At 76.8% G+C, this 526-nt stretch carries 1 protein-coding gene and 1 pseudogene; both read left to right on the plus strand.

Features of this window, described 5'->3' with window-relative positions; all coding sequences use genetic code 11:
- On the plus strand, positions 1-246 hold a 246-nt coding region (locus L2I40_RS24370; RefSeq protein ID WP_237217899.1), incomplete at its 5' end, for a hypothetical protein.
- Positions 243-526 (plus strand): annotated as a pseudogene (locus tag L2I40_RS24375) (hypothetical protein); the annotation flags it as partial. The gene L2I40_RS24370 and the pseudogene L2I40_RS24375, both read left to right, overlap by 4 nt.

Here is a 526-nt window from a genome sequence, read left to right on the forward strand (position 1 = left end):
ACGCTCGCCACGCTGGAACGCGCCGCGCAGGACATCGCGCGGGCCACGCCGCAGATCCCCCGCGCGACACGGAGCGTCGCGAACGCGGCCGAGCCGCTGCCGGGCGTCGTGGTGCAGGTCCAGCAGACCGCCCGAGAGCTCGAACTGCTCGCTGCGCGGCTGCGCAACAGCTGGCTGGTCGGCGGCGATGGCGGGCCGACGCCACGCGACCGGCTCCGCCCGACGGCAGACCGCGTGCGGCCGTGAGGCGCGCGGCGCTGCTGCTGCTTGCGCTCGCGGCCTGCGGCGCGCCCCCCACGTCCGGACCGCCCGAGGACGAGATCCTGACGGGCCTTGCCGGCTCGGCCCATCGCGCGCTCGAACTCGACGAGCCGACCAGCGCGGTGCGGTTCTACGAGCGTGCGCTGGCGCGGGCGCGGGAGCGCGACGACGCGCTCATGATCGCCGACATGGGGTTCGGCCAGGCGACGGCGGCGCTCGCCGCGGGCGACGCGAACGGCGCCTTGTCGGTCGCGCAGGAGGTTCG

This window comes from Falsiroseomonas oryziterrae (genome assembly GCF_021864505.1).
GTDB classification, from domain to species: Bacteria; Pseudomonadota; Alphaproteobacteria; order Acetobacterales; family Acetobacteraceae; genus Falsiroseomonas; species Falsiroseomonas oryziterrae.